Annotated in this window: 14 protein-coding genes; 7 read left to right on the top strand and 7 right to left on the bottom strand. The window is 33.8% G+C overall.

The window, feature by feature from the left end:
- Positions 1-52: 52 nt before the first annotated feature.
- The 4 genes from FLV_RS03350 to rlmB all read left to right on the top strand — a co-directional run bounded on the left by FLV_RS03350 (position 53) and on the right by rlmB (position 6,681).
- Positions 53-3,214 (top strand): SusC/RagA family TonB-linked outer membrane protein, encoded by a 3,162-nt coding sequence (locus FLV_RS03350; protein ID WP_243230744.1) that lies wholly within the window; start codon positions 53-55, stop codon positions 3,212-3,214.
- A 10-nt stretch (positions 3,215-3,224) separates the two neighbouring features.
- Positions 3,225-4,958, top strand: coding sequence for a SusD/RagB family nutrient-binding outer membrane lipoprotein (locus FLV_RS03345; RefSeq protein WP_243230742.1), 1,734 nt, complete (start codon positions 3,225-3,227; stop codon positions 4,956-4,958).
- 18 nt (positions 4,959-4,976) lie between these two features.
- Positions 4,977-5,858 (top strand): hypothetical protein, encoded by an 882-nt coding sequence (locus tag FLV_RS03340; protein ID WP_243230741.1) that lies wholly within the window; start codon positions 4,977-4,979, stop codon positions 5,856-5,858.
- A gap of 88 nt (positions 5,859-5,946) precedes the next feature.
- On the top strand, positions 5,947-6,681 hold the full coding sequence (gene rlmB / locus FLV_RS03335) for a 23S rRNA (guanosine(2251)-2'-O)-methyltransferase RlmB (protein ID WP_243230740.1): 735 nt from the start codon (positions 5,947-5,949) through the stop codon (positions 6,679-6,681).
- Positions 6,682-6,747: 66 nt separating this feature from the next.
- Here rlmB and FLV_RS03330 read toward each other — a convergent pair whose 3' ends face one another.
- Positions 6,748-7,512 carry a rhomboid family intramembrane serine protease gene (locus FLV_RS03330; protein WP_243230734.1) on the bottom strand — a complete coding sequence of 255 codons (765 nt, stop codon included), beginning with the start codon at positions 7,510-7,512 and terminating at the stop codon, positions 6,748-6,750.
- 209 nt (positions 7,513-7,721) lie between these two features.
- Between FLV_RS03330 and FLV_RS03325 the strand changes: the two genes are divergently transcribed.
- Positions 7,722-8,999 (top strand): replication-associated recombination protein A, encoded by a 1,278-nt coding sequence (locus FLV_RS03325; protein ID WP_243230732.1) that lies wholly within the window; start codon positions 7,722-7,724, stop codon positions 8,997-8,999.
- Between the two features lie 75 nt (positions 9,000-9,074).
- Here FLV_RS03325 and FLV_RS03320 read toward each other — a convergent pair whose 3' ends face one another.
- The 4 genes from FLV_RS03320 to FLV_RS03305 are packed head-to-tail and all read right to left on the bottom strand — an operon-like array spanning position 9,075 to position 11,677.
- A complete protein-coding gene (locus tag FLV_RS03320; RefSeq protein WP_243230731.1) occupies positions 9,075-9,827 on the bottom strand; it encodes a hypothetical protein in 753 nt (250 codons plus the stop codon).
- Between the two features lie 2 nt (positions 9,828-9,829).
- Complete coding sequence (locus tag FLV_RS03315) at positions 9,830-10,516, bottom strand: YjjG family noncanonical pyrimidine nucleotidase (protein WP_243230729.1); 687 nt, start codon at positions 10,514-10,516, stop codon at positions 9,830-9,832.
- Positions 10,517-10,519: 3 nt separating this feature from the next.
- Positions 10,520-11,209 carry a RadC family protein gene (gene radC / locus FLV_RS03310; RefSeq protein ID WP_243230726.1) on the bottom strand — a complete coding sequence of 230 codons (690 nt, stop codon included), beginning with the start codon at positions 11,207-11,209 and terminating at the stop codon, positions 10,520-10,522.
- 3 nt (positions 11,210-11,212) lie between these two features.
- Entirely contained in the window at positions 11,213-11,677 is a 465-nt protein-coding gene (locus tag FLV_RS03305; protein WP_243230725.1) for a GNAT family N-acetyltransferase, read from the bottom strand.
- 90 nt (positions 11,678-11,767) lie between these two features.
- Between FLV_RS03305 and FLV_RS03300 the strand changes: the two genes are divergently transcribed.
- Entirely contained in the window at positions 11,768-12,403 is a 636-nt protein-coding gene (locus FLV_RS03300) for a DUF1287 domain-containing protein (RefSeq protein ID WP_243230724.1), read from the top strand.
- 93 nt (positions 12,404-12,496) lie between these two features.
- Here FLV_RS03300 and FLV_RS03295 read toward each other — a convergent pair whose 3' ends face one another.
- Together FLV_RS03295 and FLV_RS03290 are read right to left on the bottom strand one after the other, a co-directional pair.
- Positions 12,497-13,852, bottom strand: a complete 1,356-nt coding sequence (locus FLV_RS03295) for a UDP-N-acetylmuramate--L-alanine ligase (RefSeq protein ID WP_243230723.1) — start codon at positions 13,850-13,852, stop codon at positions 12,497-12,499.
- Between the two features lie 55 nt (positions 13,853-13,907).
- Positions 13,908-14,594: a tetratricopeptide repeat protein gene (locus tag FLV_RS03290; protein WP_243230721.1), complete on the bottom strand. Its 687-nt coding sequence runs from the start codon at positions 14,592-14,594 to the stop codon at positions 13,908-13,910.
- A gap of 129 nt (positions 14,595-14,723) precedes the next feature.
- On the opposite strand from FLV_RS03290, the gene FLV_RS03285 reads away from it, so the two are divergent.
- Positions 14,724-21,194: an alpha-2-macroglobulin family protein gene (locus tag FLV_RS03285; protein WP_243230720.1), complete on the top strand. Its 6,471-nt coding sequence runs from the start codon at positions 14,724-14,726 to the stop codon at positions 21,192-21,194.
- Positions 21,195-21,236 lie beyond the last annotated feature (42 nt).

The raw sequence follows: 21,236 nt of genomic DNA, 5'->3' as shown, positions 1-21,236 counted from the left end.
ATAGTTAACAAATTATTAAGAGTTTTGCGATACTAATTCAAAATATTTAAAAATGAAACTAAAGTTCAATGGATTTTTAGTGCTCTTATTAGCACTAGTTGCGCAAATCACATTTGCACAAGAAAGAGCTGTTTCTGGAACAGTTTCCGACAATGCAGGAATGCCTTTACCAGGTGTTAGTGTATTAGTAAAAGGAACTAAATCAGGAACACAAACAGACTTTGATGGGAAATTTTCTGTTAAAGCATCACCAAATCAGGTTTTGGTATTTAGCTACATTGGGATGAAAACCCAGGAAGTTGCTGCAAGTTCTTCTGTATTAAACATTAAACTATCTGACTCAGATGCTCAGCAACTTGAATCTGTTGTAGTAACTGCTTTTGGTATTAAACGTAATCCAAAAAAACTAGGGTATTCAGTTAGCTCTGTTAAAGCAGAAGAAATTACACAAAATTCAGAACCAGATTTATCAAGAGCACTTGCTGGAAAAGTAGCCGGGGTTAACATCAATACTTCAACAGGTGTTGCCGGTGCTGCCAACCAAATTACAATCAGAGGGGTCAACTCTTTGACAGGAAACACAGATCCGTTAATTATTGTAGATGGTATAGCTTACAGTAACGTATCGGTAACCAGTACGAGCCAAATTACTGGTGGTGGTGGTTACGAATCTGCCCTTTCTTCTTTAGATCCAAATGACATCGCATCGATAAACGTACTTAAAAGTACTGCTGCAGCTGCTCTTTACGGATCTAGAGCAATGAATGGAGTTATTGTTGTAACTACAAAATCTGGAAACACAAAATCCAATCAATCAGAAAAACTAAGCGTAAATGTTGGATTGGGTACTTATTTTGAAACTATAGCGAATTTACCAGATTACCAAAACACTTATGGAGCTGGATCAAACTTCCAGTACTCTAATGCTAATGGTTCTTGGGGACCACGATTTGACTCTTTAGCAACCATTCCTACATGGGCTTCTTTACTATCTGCATTCCCTGACCAATTTGGTTCAACAGTTCCTTACGTAGCTAAACCAAACAACGTAAAAGACCTTTTTAGAACTGGTACAGTATTAGACAAAACAATAGGTTTTAATTATGCAGGATCTGATGGAACTTTTAATGCTACCATTTCAGACTTACGCCAAGATGGTTATATCCCATACAACGTTTACGACAGAACATCTATGTCAGCAGGAGGAAATTTCAAATTAAGCAAAAAATTCACCGTAGGAGCAAACTTATCTTACTCAAAAACAAAACAAGTTGGTGCTTTTTTTGGAGAAAATCAATTTGACGGTGCATCTTCTTCATTTGCCAGAACTTTGTTCTTAGCAAGAAACTGGGATTTAAATTTACCTTATGTACATCCAGTTACAGGAGCTTCAGTTACACCAAACGGAACTCAGTTTGATCACCCTCTTTGGTCTTGGGAACACGATCAAATTACTACTCACACAGAAAGAGTCGTTACGGGTATTAATTTAAATTACGTATTCAACGACAACATTTCTGCTTCCTACAGAGCAGGTTTAAATAAGTACACATTAAACAGACTACAAGTTCGTGATCTTGGATCAAGAGCAAACAATGGTCTGGGGGATTTACTAAGTGATAACTTTACCAACCAAGATATAGAATCAACTTTTTTACTGAACTTCAACTACAAACTTAGCGAAGATTTTGATCTTACTGCTATTTTAGGAAACAACGTTCTACAAAATGAAGACTCAAGAATAACCAATCAAGGAAAAGAATTCTTAGTACCGGACATTTTTACTTTCCAAAATGTTAGAAACATTGCAAATTTAGGAGACGATAGAACAACAAAAAGAAATATAGGTGTTTTTGCGGATGTAACTTTATCGTTCAGAGAATATTTATTTTTGAATGCAACAGCTAGAAATGACTGGAGTTCTTCTTTACCAAAAAACAACAACTCATACTTTTATCCTTCTGTGAGTGCTTCTGCTATTATTACCGAAGCTTTTGACATCAAAAGCGACGTGTTAACATTCGCTAAATTAAGAGCAAGTTTTGCAAAAGTAGGTAGAGATGTTCCCGCTGAATTCTTGAAGATTGCTTACAATATAAACCCATCTTACAATAATCTTCCCCAAATTGGTAACAATACAGATTTAGGAGATCAAAGCGTAAAACCTGAATTCTCAGAAGAATTTGAGGTAGGAACAGATTTAGAATTTTTCAACAAACGCATTGTTGTAGATTTAAGTTTGTATAGCAAAACAACTAAAGATTTGATTACTCCTGTTACCGTGCCTTCTTCTACAGGATTCCAAGAATTAAACACAAATGCAGGTTCTATCAGAAACAAAGGTATAGAACTTGGATTGACTTTAGTTCCTGTAAAAACAAACAGTTTCAAGTGGTCATTAGTAACTCAGTTTACTAAAAATGATAACGAAGTCTTGAATTTAAATGCTGGTCAGGATAGAATTATTAATAATATTAATGCCGTTTCAGCTGCTATTCCAGGCGAAGCATTCGGAGTATTTTACGGAACAAAATTTGCACGTGACGCTAACGGAAACTTCTTAATTAACCAAGCAAATGGCGCTGTCATTATTGACCCAACTCCAGGTATCATAGGAGATCCAAACGCTAAGTTCAGAGTAAGTTTTGCTAATACTTTTGTTTACAAAGCATGGAGTTTAAGAACTCAATTTGACTGGAAACAAGGTGGTGACGTTTCTTCTTCTACCATCTCAACCTTATTAGGTAGAGGGGTAACGAAAGATACTGAAAACAGAGAAAGAACCGTTATCATTCCAGGTTACTATGGAGACAATGCTACTGGTACGCCAATTTTAGACGGTAATGGAAATCAAATTCCTAACACAAAACAACTATCAGTGTTTGAACTTTATTTTACACCATCTGGAGCCGGAAGTACTTTTGGAATTAATGCAGTTGACGAAGCTGAAGTTTACGATGGTACTACTTTCAGATTAAGAGAAGTAAATCTTACGTATGATGTTCCGTCAAAATACTTAGAAAAAACACCTTTTGGTAAAATAAGTTTTAGTGCTTTAGGTAGCAACTTATGGTACTATGCACCAAACGTACCTAAATACACTAACTTTGACCCAGAAACAACCAGTTACGGAAAATCTACCCTACAAGGTATCGAAACATCTGCTGCACCAACAGCAAAAAGATGGGGATTCAAGATTAATTTAACATTTTAACACAAAAGACATGAAATTATATAACCATATAAAAAATAATAAAACAGCAATCGTTTTATTATCACTCACTACCATATTTAGTAGTTGTAGCGATTATTTGGATGTTGATAAAGATACTGACGATCCTACTATAGCCCCTTTGAATTATCTTTTAACCAATATTGAAACAAGTATTGGTGAGATTGGAGATTTCAACAATGGCCCAGGAAGTGTAATAGCCACCTATACACACCAAATGACATCCCGAGAAGATCAAGACCAATATAGTTTAAAAGCAGATAACATCCCTTTAAATAATGATTGGAACAGTATTTACTTAACCCTTACAGACATCCAAACTTTAATCACCCAAGCTACTGAGAGCGGTGATTTAACATACGTTGGAATTGGCCAAATACAAAAAGCCTTTGTTATGGCCTATGCTGTAGACCTATGGGGTGATGTACCTTTTACAGAAGCTACACAATTGACAACCGGTATCATAGCACCAAAATTTGACAATCAAAAAGAGATATATGCTACTGTTTTCAAACTAATTGATGAAGCAAAGATTAATATAAAAAGTAATGCTGGAACTAAAAAACCAGGAACCGATGATTTAATTTACAAAGGAGATCTTAACAAATGGATTCGATTTGCAAATACCTTCAAATTAAAATTATACAATCAAACCAGACTTACTTCTGATTTTGATCAGGCAGGTTTTAATGCTTTAGTTGCAGAAAATAATTTCTTTCAAGGAATTGGAGATGATTTTCAGATTGATAGATTTAATGTAAATTCTCCTACAATTGAAAGAAACAGATTGTTTACAGAATCTTATGAAAGTACACAATTTGGAGCTTACCAAAGTCCATGGATGTACGAAATTTTAAAAGGTGTAAACCCTAACATCCATACTGGTAATCCTGACCCAAGGATGAAGTACTATTATTTCAACCAAACAAAAGCAGGTGCAACACTTCCTCCTGACGCTATATCAGGAAACCCAAATGCAGATTACTGGGATAAAGAAACTGGATTCTACACTATCCGATTCGGAAGTACAGGACCTAACAGAGACAAAAGTCAGGAAAGATCATATACGTACCCAGGGATTTTCCCGGCAGGAGGACGTTATGACGATGGACAGGGAGCAGATGTGACCACTTTATCTACAAGATCAGGCACAGGTATTGCACCTCATAGAATTTTGACTTATGATGAGTTCTTATATATTCAGGCTGAGTTAATTCAAGTTGGTAAATTACCAGGAAATGCTTCAACTAAACTTAGAGAGGCAATATTGGCAAGTTTTATTAAAGTTGACCAGGTTGTTAAGGGTAATCAATCACTTCAAACAGTTCCTCCTTTAACAACAACAGCTGGAACTCCAGCGGTTACAACAGGAATCGCTGCAGTTACAACATTTATAGACAAAGTAATAACTGAATATGGTGCTGCATCAGCAAATAAACAGTTAGAAATCATTATGACACAAAAATGGGTAGCTACTTTTGGAGATCCTACAGATCAATATACTGATTACAGAAGAACAGGCTATCCAATTTTAGCCGATCCAAACAGTACAACTAAAGAGTATCAATTAAATAACGGAGATGCTTTTCCTTTAGATGACTCTCAAACTGTAGTAAGTAATCCTTTTCAAGTTTCATTCTACTGGCCACAACCCGAATTAAACACAAATTCAAGTGCACCAGTACAGAAAAACCCAGCAACTTACAAAATCTTTTGGGATAATTAATCATTAAAAACTGATAAAATGAAAAACATAAAAATATTATTCACATCACTGCTATTTGTATTTATAGCAGTGTCATGTGAAAACGACGGAGGTGATTCAGTTCTTAATTTAACTGAAGGTACTGCTCCAGACATACGAAAAGATGCAACAACAGATCAAGGTGTAAACATCATAGCACTTCAAAACGGTCAAGACATAAATTTAGGATTAAATTTAGAAATAGGAACCGGTAATGTTGCCTCTATGGACGTCGTAGCTTTCTTCACACAAAGTGGGGTACTTAAAAAAGCTGTTTTACAAACTGGCATCACTACTTTTCCAGCTAAATTAACTTACAAAAAAGCTGATTTAGTGAAGGCGTTCCCAACTTTTACAAGTTTCGGTCTTAATGATAAACTTTTAATCACAACTGAAATTACTCAAAAAAATGGTACCGTTACTAAGATGTACTCAGATGCAGGAGCTCCTTTATTCGGTGCTGATATAGCAAACTCTACTTTATGGGTACCTTCTCAAACCTATGTTGCCCTTTGTCCATTATCAGATGCATCACTTTTTAGCGGAAGTTATAAAGTAGTAGAAGACGGATGGGAAGATTATTTCCCAAATAACATTATACAATTAGATTACAACGCTGCTGATGGAACTTACGTTTTTAGAATTCCAGTGCCAGCAAGTTCTCCTACTTATTATATAGTAACTGTTGATCCGGCTACCAATAAAACTACAGTAACCACAAATAAACTAATTAATTACGGCAGTGCAACAATGTACTTAGCAAAAGGCACAGGAACTGTAGGATCTTGTTCTGGCGAAATTAACTTATCAATAGGCTACTTCACACCTACAAACTCTGGAACATACGGAACATATAATTTAAAACTTCAAAAAGTTAATTAATTTAATTTCTTGTTCATTCATATCAAAACCACTCCATTCATTTGGGGTGGTTTTTTTTTATATAAAACATTATACTTACATTTGCGCTATGGAAAAAGAACATCAAATATTTGGAATCAGAGCCATTATAGAAGCAATTCAGGCAGGAAAAGAAGTAGACAAAGTATTCATACAAAAAGAAATTTCGGGTGAGTTAATGAAGGATTTAATGAAGGTAATGAAACGTGCTAACATTAACTTCTCCTACGTTCCTGTTGAAAAACTGAATCGCTTAACACCAAATAATCACCAGGGAGCTGTTGCTACCATATCTCCTATCGGATTTATTGAATTAGAACATCTGGTTGAATCGACTATTGAATCCGGTTCTAAACCCCTATTTTTAATATTAGACCAGATTTCTGATGCAAGAAATTTTGGTGCCATTATCAGAACTGCAGAATGTACCGGTGTAAACGGAATCATTGTTCAAAAAGCAGGTTCGGCACCTGTAAACGGAGATACCGTAAAAACTTCAGCCGGAGCCGTTTTTAATGTCCCTATTTGTAAAGTTGAACATATTAAAGATGCTATTTTCTACCTTCAGGGATCAGGGATTAAAACTGTTGCCGCAACTGAAAAAACGGAATCGAATATTTATGATCTGCAATTAAATGAACCCCTGGCGATCATTATGGGATCTGAAGACAGAGGAATTAACCCTTCTGTTTTAAAAATTGTAGATGAGAAAGCAAAACTTCCTATGTTTGGAACAATTGGATCATTGAATGTTTCTGTTGCCTGTGGTGCTTTTTTATACGAAACTGTTCGTCAAAGAAGTTAAATAATAGCCTACATTATAAAGAATAAAAAACACTTCTAAATCGAAGTGTTTTTTTATGAAACATATTCAATAAACTGTTTTATCTTCTGATTTCGTTATAATGTAGTGTACCGAAACATCAGAATTAAAATAAGTTGAAATATTTTCAGGCTCTTCTTCAGGGATTTCAGTATTTACAAAATTTCCGTTTTCATCAAAGTGTTTCATAAAAGCATCTTCTTCCGGATTAAAATCCGGTTTTTGCCAATCATAAACAATGGGCTTGGCATATTCTGGTGTTTTATAAAATAACGATATTATAAAACCTGTAATAAAACCAGCTAAATGACCTTCCCAGGAAATCGATTGATCAACATCAGGAAAAACATACCAAATCATTCCTCCATACAATAAAATTACAGAAAGTGAGAGTGCCACCAGACGATAATAACCGGTTTGAATACCTTTAAAAAATATAAAACTTACCAAAACATAAATTAATCCGCTTGCCCCAATATGATAATTCTGACGCCCGATGATCCAGGTTATTAATCCTGAAAACAGAATACCGAAAACAATAACACCCAAAGTTTGTTTGGGATAAAAATATTGCATCGCCGCCAGTAAAACCAAAAGCGGAATAGAATTATTATATAAATGCCCTAAGTTTTCGTGAATAAAAGGGCTGAACAAAATCCCCTGAAGACCAGAGAAATCCCTCGGGTAAATTCCGTGTTGATAGAAATCGAAATCAAAGCGAATTTGAATCCAATATATGACCCACAAAAAAAGCACAAAAAACAACGGAAGCGCCAGTACGTAATTTGAAAATTTAAAATGATTGTCGTTCATATTCTTACATCGATTTGATAGATTGTCATCAAAAAACTATCCAAAAACAATTTACTGTTAATTTGTCAGCTAACCGAAAATATCCTGCAAAAGTCGAGGCCTAGCCCTGATAGAAGTGGAAATCCTTTTGTGCCGGTGTTCGGCACAAAAGATTGAAACGGATAGCAGGAAATAGCTCCTGAAAAAATTAAAAATAGTAATTTTACAAAATGGAAGCACCTTTAGCCGAACGCATACGACCGCAAAAATTAGAAGACTATATAAGTCAAAGTCATTTGGTTGGACCAAACGGATCTTTGACGCAACAAATTTCAAAGGGAATTATACCTTCCTTAATCTTTTGGGGGCCTCCAGGAACCGGAAAAACGACTCTGGCTCAAATTATCGCTCAGGAATCGAAACGCCCTTTTTATATTTTGAGCGCAATAAACTCTGGCGTGAAAGACATTCGCGATGTGATTGAAAAAGCGAAACAAAATGGAGGTTTATTTACGGCCAGAAATCCTATTTTATTTATTGATGAGATTCACCGATTTAGTAAATCACAACAAGATTCGCTTTTAGCTGCAGTCGAAAAAGGTATTATCACGCTAATTGGCGCAACGACCGAAAACCCAAGTTTTGAGGTAATTCCTGCATTATTGTCACGCTCTCAAGTGTATATTTTGAATGCTTTTACGAAAGAAGATCTGGAGACTTTGCTACATCGTGCGATGAAAATCGATTCTTATCTGGCGACCAAAAATATTGTTCTGAAAGAAACTGAAGCTTTATTAAGACTTTCCGGCGGTGATGGAAGAAAATTATTAAATATTTTTGAATTGGTGGTAAATGCTTCAGCCAGTGATGAAATTATCATTACAAACGATCGTGTTTTTGAACTGGTTCAGCAAAATACGGTTTTGTATGATAAAAGTGGCGAACAGCATTATGATATCGTTTCGGCTTTTATAAAATCGATTCGTGGAAGTGACCCTAATGGGGCTGTTTATTGGCTGGCCAGAATGATCGAAGGCGGCGAAGATGTAAAGTTTATTGCCCGACGAATGTTGATTTTATCAAGTGAAGATATTGGAAATGCCAACCCTACGGCTTTTATTATGGCGAATAATACTTTTCAGGCAGTTTCTACTATTGGCTATCCGGAAAGCAGAATTATTTTAAGCCAGTGTGCGATTTATCTGGCTACTTCGCCTAAAAGTAATGCCTCTTACATGGCCATTGGAAATGCACAGCAATTGGTCAAACAAACCGGTGATTTGCCGGTTCCGATTCATTTGCGCAATGCTCCAACAAAACTGATGAAAGAATTGGGTTATGGTGAAGATTATAAATACTCACATGATTATGCCAATAACTTTACCGAACAGGAATTTTTGCCTGATGCTATAAAAGAAACGGTTCTTTATAATCCAGGTCAGAATTCGAGAGAGAATAGTAACCGTGAATTTTTAAAGAACCGTTGGAAAGATAAATATGGATATTAGATTTTCCTATTTATTGTTTATTGTTTATTGTTTATTGTTTATTGTTTTACAAAATAGATATTCAAATTTCTTTATCTAAAACTTAACTGTAACTTTTTCAGAAACTAATTTGTCGTTTTGATAATATTCAAAAAACCACTGATTGTCTTTTGCATTTAAAGTTCCCTGAACACCATCTTTTATTGCTATAAAAGAATCAGGACGAGACGTTTTAAGCAATTTCATAACCACTTTTGGTGTTTTATCTATTAATTGATAACCTGTATCTGTTGGTTGTGCATAAAGTAAATTTGGATCAGAAACATCTGCAACTGGTACAGAAATTTGTGTAGAAACAGGAGCTACAGCAACTACCGGAACAGCAACTGTACTATTTGAAGCAACGCCAGAAGTTGCAATGGTTTTTCCACTATATTTATAATGCAGCCCATTTACAGATACAAAAGCCAGATCTAATGATTCTCTGTAAGCTACATCAAACTCTTTCTCTTTGCTTTTTCCTGTTTCAGAAGTATAAACGATTTTTCCGTAGCAATCTTTAAACTCTAAAAAAAGTTTTGTTACTAAAAAAGCATTATCTTTTTTCACATCAACATATAACAAATCACAACGATTAATTAATTCTGCCGGAAGCTGGTCGTTTTCATAATAAGCTTCAAAACCTGCTTTTATTAAATTTGCTTTTGTCATCGTTGACAATCGATAAGGATTTATCCCCTTTGTGAAATCAAAATCAATAGGCACAATAACGGCTTTGTAATCATTAATAGATTGCGAAAAACCTAAAGCAGACATGAAAAGCGTTATTAAAAAAAGTCTAATTTTCATAGTTATAAATATTTTTTAAGTTCTAATAAATGGTTTATTTGTTTAATATTTTGCGGAGCTTCAATGTTTTTATCATTAAAAAAAATCGCATCTAAACCCGCATCCAGAGCACCATTAACATCGGCATCCAGACAATCGCCAATCATAATACAATTTTCCTTTGAAGCGTTTGCAGAATTGATTGCGTAATCAAAGATAATACTATTTGGCTTTTTTACGCCTGCCAGTTCAGAATTTGTAATTGTGCTAAAATAATCACGCAAAGCTGCATTCTTTATTTTCTTTTCCTGAACACTGGCAAAACCATTTGTTATGATGTGCAATTTGTACTTTGATTTTAAATAGTCTAAAATTTCAATTGCACCTTCAAACAAATGATTATTATCTGTTAAAAATTCGATATAATCATTTGCAATCTGATCAATATCTTCATCAGAAACGACAATCCCCAAAGCATCAAAAGAGAACTTTAATCTGTTATAACGCAGTTCCTGATGCGTAATTTTGTCATGTTGATATAATTTCCAGCAAGCCTGATTTACAGGAATGTATTTTTCTATAAAATCCTGACATTTAATTTCCGGAAATTTACTTTTAAAAATCCGGTCAAAAGCCATTTCTGAGTTCCGGTCAAAATCCCAAAGCGTATGGTCTAAATCAAAGAATATATCGGTAATATTTGTATGCATAATTTATAAAATTCCTTCATCTACAAAACTATAATATTTTGTTTCAGTAATAATCAAATGATCTAAAACTTTAACATCTAAACTATCTCCTGCCATCTTCAATTTTTTGGTAATGTGTTTATCGGCATCACTGGGAATCAAAGCCCCCGAAGGATGATTATGGCATAAAATCAAGCCTGTAGCCCCTGACTCAAGCGCTAATTTAAAAACCAGACGAACATCGACAATAGTTCCTGAAATTCCTCCTTTACTTAATTGAGACTTTAAAATCACTTTATTTGAATTATTCAGAAAAAGCACCCAAAACTCTTCATGCGGGAGCTCACCAATAATAGGCTGCATAATTTCGAAAACCATTTTACTGGATGTGATTTTGGTCAATTCAACCGAATCCTCTGCCCTGCGTCTTCTTCCTAGCTCTAATGCAGCAATTATAGTAATGGCCTTTGCCTCCCCTATTCCTTTAAAATCTATCAATTGCGAAATAGACATTTTTCCTAACGAATTCAGAGTGTCAACACTGGCCAAAATTCTTTTGCTCAAATCAACTGCCGATTCATTCCGACTACCGGAACCAATTAAAATAGCAATTAATTCGGCATCGCTTAAGACACTTTTACCTTTCAGCATTAATTTTTCGCGAGGTCTGTCGTCTTCAGACCAATGTGTAATTGGAAAATGAGTTGCTTCCATTTGTTAAATATTAATGCTTTTACTCATACAGATACTATTTTTCAGGCCTACGTAAGGCTCATAGTTGTCAATTATTTCAAATCCAACTTTTTGATATAACGTAATTGCTTCAATTTGTTTATACAGCGTTTCTAAAATCAAAACTTCGAAACCGTGGTCAATTGCCTTATTTTCTACTTCACTAATAATTAGCTGAGCTAAGCCAAGGCCTCTTGCTTCTGGTAAAACAAACATTCTTTTGAGTTCGGCAGTAGTGCCATTGTACTTTTTAAAACAGCCGCAACCAACCGCTTTATTATCTAAATATACAATAACCACATTTGGATTAAATTCTATAATATTATTACCCCAATAATCTGTTTTTAATTCGGGATAGCGTTCCCACAAAAAAGTATCAAAGGTGTTGTATAAAAATATGAAATCAGGATTTTCGCTTGTTGTATGGACAACTTTAATTTTTTCAGGCATATAGTTTTATCAATATTTTCAAAAATAAGAAAAATCATTCATTAAAACTCATTTGTTATTTCGATAATCACTAATTTTAAAACAAAAAAAATGAAATCTATCTCCAGCGTTTTAATCGTATTATTATTTATTTCTTGTAACAAAAAAGAAAGTAACAAATTAGCTTTTACTAATACTCAGCAAACTGCTGTAAAAACTTTTGAAGAAAAATTGTCTGAAGCGGCCATCTCCATACTTGATCCTTCGATAGATTATGATCCGGCTTATTTCTCCATAAAATATCCAAACGGAGATATCCCAGCAAATAAAGGCGTTTGCACAGATGTTGTGATTCGTACCTATCGAAAATTAAACATTGATTTACAAAAAGAAGTCCATGAAGACATGTCCGCAAACTTTTCTAAATATCCAAATTTAAAAAAGTGGGGAATGACAAAAACAGATACCAATATCGATCATAGAAGAGTTCCTAATCTGGAAGTTTTCTTTGAAAGAAAAGGCACAAAATTACCTGTTTCTGATGATGCAAAAGATTATAAAACCGGAGAAATTGTAACCTGGATGATTAACGGAAAATTACCTCATATTGGAATTATCACAAACAAAAAATCAGAAGACGGAAAACGTAACCTAATTGTTCATAACGTTGGCGGCGGTCAGGTTTTAGAAGATTGTCTGTTTGAATATAAAGTTGTGGGGCATTATAGTTACACCAATTTAAATTAGAGAATTAGAAAATGTGTCAATTAGATAATTTAAAAAATGCCAATTGCTTAAAAGCAATCGGCAAATTATCTAATTTTCAAATTGACTAATTATCTAATTAATCAACCCCTTTACCTCATCAAAATTCAAACCTCCATAATTACCTGAGCTCATCAAAAGCAAGGCTGAATTATCCAGATTTAAATTGAATAAATACTCTTTGAATTCAGAAGGATTGGTGTAAATAATCAAATCTTCTCTATTGAAAGAATTAGCGATTTGTTCGTAAGTTACTTCTTCCAATTGCTTAATTTTTACAGCATCCGGTGAATAAAATACAACGGCAACATCTGCATATTCCAACGCCCCTTCATATTCTTTTAGGAATTCTGCATTTAAACTGCTATACGTATGCAATTCTAAACAGGCTACCAAAGTTCTGTCCGGATATTGTTCTTTTACGGCTTTTGTAGTCGCTGCTACTTTACTTGGTGAATGTGCAAAATCTTTATAGGCAACTTTTCCTTTTCCTTCAGCGATTTTTTCTAATCGTTTTGATGCTCCTTTGAAACTCGCAATTGCTTCGTAAAAGTCGGCTTCATCAACACCCATATTCTGACAGATCCATTTTGCTCCTGCAAGATTATTTAAATTATGCGCCCCAAAAACTTCGATTGGCATATTGCCTTCCGGTGTTTTTAATAAAGTAACACCATCACTTACCGAATATTCCGGAGTATGATAAGCAAGTTTACGAATTGGGTTTGCTGCAGCTTCTGAAACGCGTTTTACTTCAGGGTCATTTTCATTGTAAACTAAAATTCCGCCATTGGTAATTTTTCCAATGAAAATTTCAAACTGTTCTACATAATTTTCATACGTTGGAAACACATTAATATGATCCCATGCAATTCCTGAAATTAAAGCAATATTTGGCTGATACAAATGAAACTTTGGACGTCGATCAATTGGAGATGACAAATACTCATCACCTTCGAGAACCATAAAATCATTTTCTTCAGTTAGGTGCACCATAGTGTCAAAACCTTCCAACTGTGCTCCCACCATATAATCAACTGCAATATTGTGGTAGTGCATCACGTGCAAAATCATCGAAGTTATGGTTGTTTTTCCGTGAGAACCTCCAATTACAACGCGGGTTTTATTTTTTGACTGTTCGTATAAAAATTCCGGATACGAATAAATTTTCAATCCTAATTCCTGAGCTTTAAGCAATTCGGGATTATCAGCTTTGGCATGCATTCCTAATATTACTGCTTCAATATCTGCAGTAATTTTTTCAGGAAACCATCCCATTTCTGATGGAAGAATTCCTTTTTTTTCTAATCTTGATTTTGAAGGTTCAAAAATAGCATCATCGCTTCCTGTAACCTGATATCCTTTGTTATGCAATGCCAATGCCAGATTATGCATGGCACTTCCGCCTATGGCGATAAAATGTGTTTTCATTTAAATTCCAAATTTTATAAATTCCAATTTTGGTTAGAATCTCTTTTGAAGTTATTTATGCTTCAAATTTTCGTTTTAATTCCTGCGCTTTTTTAGGCTCTTTTAATTTGTTCAAATATAAATTATATAATTTTTGAAATGTAACTTTTGATTTGCCAATTTCATTTGCTTTCAAATAATTTTTTTCTGCCAACGCATACCTTTTAAAATATTCGTCTATTCTGCCTTTTGACAAAAAACCATCGACAGGTGAAATCTTTGCTAACTCATTTGAATATGAAATTGCTTTTGATTCGCTGCCGCCAACAATTCCGGGCAATTGCAAATACAATTCTATCAGAGCCCATCGGGCAGGAATATGTTTTTGATTGAGACTAATCGCTTTTTCAAAAGCTTCTCTCATATCATCTACCAGTCCTAAAGCTTTTAACTTATTAACTTCGTTGGCTCTCATTGCCAGACAGCCTCCATATTTATAAAAGTAATCTGCTTCGTTTGGTTTTATTTCTTTGAGTTTCTTATAATATTCTGCCCCTTTTAGCCATGCTTTTTCATAAGCAGCGATTTCTCCCAAATACTCAAGAGTCTTTATATCTAAAGGCCTGACTTTTAAAACTCCTTCAAAAAGAGATTGGGATTCTTCGTACTTTTTAGCATGAAATAACTTTTCGGCTTTTTCAAAATTCGATTGTGACCAAATCAAAATTGGTGTAAGCAAAAAAAGAAGCAGAAGTTTTTTCATAACTCAAAAATAAGGAAATATAAAATGCATATTTACTTTTAGAGATAAATTAGTAATTTGTACGAAAATTATTTAATGCCTTCCCAACCTTTTTTCAAAAACTACTCTCTATACAATAAAACTCTTTTTATGAAAAATATAGTATTTGTTTTCTTATTGCTTTCTTCTACATTGTTAGCGCAACAGAATGATAAAAAGTGGGAAAGAATAATTGCTTTTGAAAATGAAGGCAAAATTAAATCGGCCAGCAAAATCGTAGACCAAATCTACAAGAAAGCCGTTTCAGACAAAGACGAAGTGCAAATGATAAAATGTTTTTTTTATCAGTCTAAATATTTACAAATATTTGAGGAAAATGCACAGACCAAAATTTTGAACAATTTAAAAACAGATATTGACCGGGTTTCACTTCCTTCAAAAGCAATTTTGAATTTAGTTTATGCAAAATGCCTCGATGACTATTACAACATAAATAGTTATAAAATTCAACAAAGAACCAATACAACCTTTCTTGACGAAGATTTTTTGACCTGGACAGATACGCTGTTTAAAAGCAAAATTGAAATTACTTTACAGCATACATTATCTAATGAAAAAAAACTAAAAGCTACTCTATTGTCGCAATACGAACCCATTTTTGATTATTTAAAGCTGGAAAATTTCAAAAATGAAAATCTATTTGATTATTTATTAAATGAAAACATCAAATTTTATGCTCCGAAAATACAACATTGGCAAATTCAAAAAAATAATTTTGAAGCTATTAAAGAGCAACTTTTAGGAAAATCCAAAGATTTTACAAAATTGAATTTCGATTTTGTAACTGACAGCAATCTTAAAAAAACATTACTATTGTTTCAGAAACAGGAAACAGAAAATCCAACACCGGAAAACCAGTTTGAACGCCTTCAATTTTGCCATACTAATTTAACGACACCCGAAGAAGTTGTTTTTCTGAAATCCCTGAACAGACTTCAGGAAAAATCCAATGACATAAACCTGATTCAGAAAATTCAACTGGAGAAAGCACTAACTTTAAAAAAACTAGCTTCAAAACAAACGCATCCTGATTATAACAGTAAAGCAATTGCATTACTTGACAGCGTTATAGCAATTAATAATCGTTCGAATGCCTATAAACTGGCAATCCAAAACAAACAAAATTTAGTTTTTAAATCATTAAACATACAGCTTCAAAAACAAAGCTATTCAGATGAAAATACCCGGGCTTTTGTTCAATATAAAAACATAAACCGGTTCGCTGTTTCATTTTACAAAATCAGTCAGCAAGAGGTTCAGCACTTTAGAAATTCTTCATCCCCAAAAGACAGTCTGGCAGAAGCCATTATTGAAAACAGAAAACCTATAGTTTCTGAAAATTACAATCTTTTGAACAAAAATGATTATTTTGAATATACTACAGAAGTACTTTTACCTCAGCTTAAAACCGGCAATTATTTGGTGTATTCAGAAAGTGATTCAGATTTAAAAACCGGAAAAGCATTCGCCTTTGAAACCATTTCTGTTTCTAACTTAGCTGTTCTGGCAACTCAAAAGAAAGACACACAAATTTTTCTGGTTACGGACAGAAAAACAGGCAAACCTTTAGAAAACATTTCGGTAAACTTACTTAATCAAGCGATTAAAACGGATAAAAATGGTTTGGCTTCCTTTGTAAAAGAAAATAATTATTACTATCAGGAACCTATTACATTATTTGGTGTAAATGATACACTTTCACTAACGAAAAGCTATCTCGGTACAAATAATGATTACTCAGCAAACGAAAAAGAAGAAAACAAAGGTAATATCGAATTTTATTTAGACCGGGCTATTTATCGCCCCGGGCAAACGGTATATTATAAAGGTATTGTTATTCAGAAGAATAAAAACAATGCGAGTGTTGTGAGCAATACCTGGGTAAAAATTACTATTCTGGATGCTAACTACAAATCCTTTAAAGAATTTGAAGTAACGACCAATGAATTTGGCTCTTTTTCGGGAGAATTTATATTGCCAAAAACAGGTTTAACGGGTACATTTACCATAGATGCAAGTGCTCCAAAAGTTTCGCTAAAAATGGCTTCCGATTTTTGGAACACAACTAATTTTGGAAACGCTATCACCAGATTTAAAGTTGAAGAATACAAACGTCCAAAGTTTGAAGTACGCTTTGAACCTAAAAAAGACAGCTACCGCATTAATCAAAATATTGAAGTAAACGGAATCGCAAAAGCATTTGCAGGAAGTAACATTTCAGATGCAAAAGTTAGCTATACCGTTTCAAGATATACCAGCTACCTCAGACATTATTATTATGACGAAAAAAAGGAAACCCTGGCAACTGGAGAAACCCAAACGGATGCTACCGGAAAATTTGTAGTCAATTTTAATGCGCAGCCTTCTAAAAATGCTGTGCAAAAAGAATTCCCTGTTTTTAATTATCAAATAGATGTAACGGTTACCGACATAAATGGAGAAACACACACGGCTGCAACAAATGTAAAAGTTGGTTACCATGATTTAATACTTGGTACAACTATTGAAAATGAAATTGTAACAAAAAACAAAAATGAAATTACACTAACAAGCACTAATTTAAACGGAGAATTTCAAACTGTCAAAGGAGAATTAAAACTATACTTTGTGAGTCCTTTTTCGAATAAATTCAAAACCCGTGTTTTTCCGCAGCCCGAGATTCAACAAATTACTGATTCTGAATTCGAAAATCTGTTTCCTTTCGAGAAGAACATCAGAACAAATTCATCAAAAGCAGATGAAACTTTACTTTTTTCTAAAAAAATTGATACTTCAACTGATAAAAAATTAGCTTTAGATTTTATTGCCAATTACAAATCGGGTAATTATAAAATTGTTTTTTCTGCAAAAGACAGCTTTGACAACCCAATTGAAACGACCGCTAATTTTCGACTGATACAAAGCAAAGACAAATTTAATCCGAGCAAATTATTTACTGCAGAACAAATCAATACTAACCCTAAAAAAGATGGTTTTGTGTTACTAAAACTGGCTTCGGTAATACCTGAACTTTACATTACTGCAACCGGAAATTACAAAAGTCAAATTTTTTTCAGCAATATGTTTCATTTAGAAAACAATGAACTTATCGCAAAAATTCCTTTAGATGAATATTTTGAAGAAAAAATAAATATCAGTTTTGAAAGTATTTTTGAAAATGAAGTCTTTAACGATCAGATACAAATTCTTCTAAAAAAAGAAGAACCCAAATTAGAAATTGAGGTAACCAGTTTCAGAAATAAAATAGAACCTGGCAGCAAAGAGAATTGGTCTTTTCAATTAAAATCAGCCAATACCATAAATGAAGCTGAAATTTTAGCCTCTATGTATGACAGTTCTTTAGACCAGTTTACCATAAAAGATTGGAATGCATTAGCTTTTACAGATTACAATTACAATAGTGCAAATTTTAAAACCCGTTTGGGTTTTGATAAAATTTCAAACTCATTAAGAAACTTAAATCCTGTTTCATACGGAATTAGCCTCAATGATGAAACCTCCAAATTAATCTGGTTTGGATTTAACTTTAACGACTCCTTCAATCAATACCAGCAAAATCTATATTTAAAACAAGTTTATAAAAAACTAAAAAAACCAGATAATACAAAACTTATTTACGGAGTTGTTTCTGAAAAATCTGGTTTGATACTTCCCGGAGTTACTGTAAATATAAAAGGAACACAAAGAGCAACAGTCTCTGATTTTGATGGTTATTATCAAATTGAGGCTACAGAAAATGAAGAAATAATATTCTCCTATATTGGATTTGAAAACCAAACAGTTTTAGTAGGAAACAACAAAATCATTAACATCTCATTGATTGGCGACCCTGATGTTTTAAATGAAGTAGTGGTGGTCGGCTATGGAACAATGAAAAAGAAAGATGTTACCGGAGCAATAACACAGATTAAACATATTGGTTCAGAAACCATACAAGAAGACAATAGTGTTTATAATACCGCCGGAATAAGCGAAGCATTAGCAGGGAGAGCTCCGGGTCTGAAAATTAGAGGTGCTGCTGATAACAACGGAATACCTCCTTTATATGTAGTTGATGGAGAAATTACAACTGATATAAACAACATAAATCCGGCAGATATTTTATCGATGGATATTTTAAAAGATAACAAAGCAACTGCGCTCTACGGAAGCAAAGGAGCAAACGGAGTTATCATACTTACAACTAAAAAAGCCGTAGAAGCCTTAGCAAAAGTAAAAGCCAGAAAAAACCTTTCTGAAACCGCTTTCTTTTTACCAAATTTAAGAACGGATGCAGCCGGAAAAGTGAGTTTCAATTTTACCTCTCCCGAAGCTTTGACGTCCTGGAAACTACGTTTATTGGCACACAATAAAAAGGCTGTTTCCGGTTATTTGGAAAAAAGTGTGATTACACAAAAAGAATTGATGGTTTTACCGAATTTCCCACGTTTCTTCAGAGAAAAAGACACGATTGTTATTAGTGCCAAAATTTCGAATGTTACTGCTGAAGCTAAAAACGGAATCGCAAGCTTACAGTTTTTTGATGCCGCAACCATGCAGCCAATTGATGCGAAAATGCTGAACGCTAAAAACATTAAAAATTTTACAATTCCGGCTTTTGGCAATACAACAGTCAACTGGAAAATTACAATTCCGGAAGGTTTACAAGGCGTTCAATATAGAATTGCAGCAAAATCAGGTAATTTCTCTGATGGGGAAGAAAACATACTTCCGGTTTTAACTAACAATATGCTGGTTACCGAAAGTATTCCGGTTTGGGTTCGTGAAAATTCAACGAAAGAATACACCTTTGAGAATTTAAAAAACAATAATTCAACCACTTTAAGAAACCATCAGTTTACTTTAGAATACACTTCAAACCCGACTTGGCTGGCAATTCAGTCCCTTCCCTATTTGATGGAATACGAACACGAATGTGCCGAACAAACTTTTGCCCGCTTTTATGCAAATGCTTTGGCTTCTGAAATTATTTCGAGTAATCCTAAAATCGCAACTGTTTTTGAAGACTGGAGAAAAAATGGGAAATTGGATTCGAAACTGGAAGAAAATGAAGAATTAAAATCGATAATTCTGGCTGAAACTCCATGGCTGAATGATGCTGCACAAAGCGAAGAAGAAAAGAAAAAAAATCTGGCTCTTTTATTTGATTTGGAGAAAATGAAAACATCACAGGAAGCCACTTTTGAAAAACTAAAAAAGAAACAAAACAACTCCGGAGGATTTTCATGGTTTGACGGCGGTTATGAAAATGAATATATTACCAGACATATTTTAGCAGGTTTAGGGCATTTATCGAAATTGAGTAACGATGAAAACAGCGCTTCAAAAACTAATGAAATTGCCAAAACCGGAATTCCATTTCTGGACAATAAATTTTTAGAATATCATAAAACCAGAACCCATAATTTAAAAAAAGGAGATAAACTATTATGGTTCAATCCTTATTCTGATTTGCATTACCTCTATACCCGAAGTTTTTACTTGGAGAAATACCCTCTTTCTGATACTTTAAAAAAAGCAACGAAATTATATCTGGAAACTGCTAAAAAAGAGTGGTTGAATTATTCCCTTTACGAAAAAGGATTGACTGCTTTGACTTTAAATCGCTTTGGTGAAAAAGATTCTGCCAAAAAAATCATCGAAAGTTTAAAAGAAACGGCATCAAGTAATGAAGATTGGGGAATGTATTGGATTGCCAATAAATCAGGCTGGTATTGGTATCAGGCGCCAATTGAAACTCAGGCATTGTTGATTGAGGCTTTCGCCGAAGTAAATAACGACACAAAATCTGTTGATGCCATGAAAGTCTGGTTATTAAAAAACAAACAAACCAAAAACTGGCCAACGACAAAATCAACTACCGAAGCGATTTATGCTTTATTGATGCAGGGAACCGACTGGCTTTCTGTAAAAGACAATACTGTTATTAAAATTGGTGATGAAAAAATAATAACCAAAAAATTAGTCGAAAACGAAAAAGAAGCGGCGACAGGTTATATCAAAATGAACTGGAAAGCAGACGAAGTTAAAAAAGAAATGGCTTCTATAAAAATTGAAAACAAATCTAAAGTTCCAGGATTTGGTGGCGTTTATTGGCAATATTTTGAAGATTTGGATAAAATCAAAAACAATTTAGGAGCAGTTTTATCAGTTTCTAAAGAATTGTATCTGAAGAAAAATACTTTAAAAGGAAATGAATTAGAAAGAATCACAACTAAAAATCCTTTGAAAATTGGTGATTTAGTAACCGTGAGATTAGTCATTACTGCCAAAGAAGATACCGAATATATTCATTTGAAAGATATGAGAGCTTCTTGTTTTGAACCTGTAAATGTACTTTCAGAATACCAATACAAAGACCAATTAAGCTATTATATGAGTACCAAAGATGCAGCAACTCATTTCTTTTTTGACAGAATTAACAAAGGAACTTATGTTCTTGAATATGATATTCGGGTAAATAACAGTGGTGAATTTTCCAACGGAATTACTACCATCCAAAGTATGTATGCTCCTGAATTTGCAAGTCATACAAAAGGAATTCGGGTTAAAGTGAAATAATAAAAAACTTTTAGCAAATTCACTATATAAACATAAGAATAA

This window comes from Flavobacterium pectinovorum, from assembly GCF_022802975.1.
Taxonomy (GTDB): domain Bacteria; phylum Bacteroidota; class Bacteroidia; order Flavobacteriales; family Flavobacteriaceae; genus Flavobacterium; species Flavobacterium pectinovorum_B.
This window is presented reverse-complemented; position numbering and strand designations above follow the sequence as displayed.